This is a genomic window from Microbacterium sp. CR_7 (assembly GCF_041954755.1).
Taxonomy (GTDB): Bacteria; Actinomycetota; Actinomycetes; order Actinomycetales; family Microbacteriaceae; genus Microbacterium.
The window spans coordinates 1-549 of record NZ_JAVAYF010000018.1 but is presented as its reverse complement, the minus strand read 5'-3'; the positions used below and the strand labels follow the sequence as shown (position 1 = coordinate 549).

Annotated in this window: 1 pseudogene; it reads right to left on the bottom strand. The window is 73.8% G+C overall.

The features are described 5' to 3' along the window. Positions 1-531, bottom strand: a pseudogene (locus RAC81_RS16950) (hypothetical protein); the annotation flags it as partial. Between the last annotated feature and the right edge of the window lie 18 nt (positions 532-549).

Here is a 549-nt window from a genome sequence, read left to right as displayed (position 1 = left end):
GCGTCCGATCGTCAGGCCGCGACGCTGCAACGCGTACTGGTCGTCCAGTTCGGGCCCGTCGGGGTCCAACACCAGCGCGATCTGCTGCGCCACCCGCCCCAGATCCTCCGGCATCACCCCCGGACCATCACCCGCTCCCTCGCGGGCGGCTCCTTCTACGGGGTCGTCCTCCTCGAGATCGTCGCCGTCGCCGTGCGTGCCGCGGGCGGTGTCGGCGAGGAACGCGTCCGCCGCCAACCGCTCCTCCGCTCCGATCCGGTCATGAATCCGCTCCACCGGGCCCGTCGCCGCCAACACCCCCGCCGCCCCGACCACCCCGTCCAACAGCGCATCCCGCACCGCCGGCCACCGGGCCGGCAACCACTCCCCCGACACCAGACTCGACTCCCGCCGCACCAGCCCCGCCGCCTTCACCACCCGCCCCGCACCCGGCCCGTCGACCAGCAGCGTGCGCTGCAGAAGCTCCTGCGCGCTGCGACACCCCGCCCCATGGGCGAGATCGACCGGGTTCGTCGACCCGAGAGTCTCCACGACCACTGCGTCCACCCG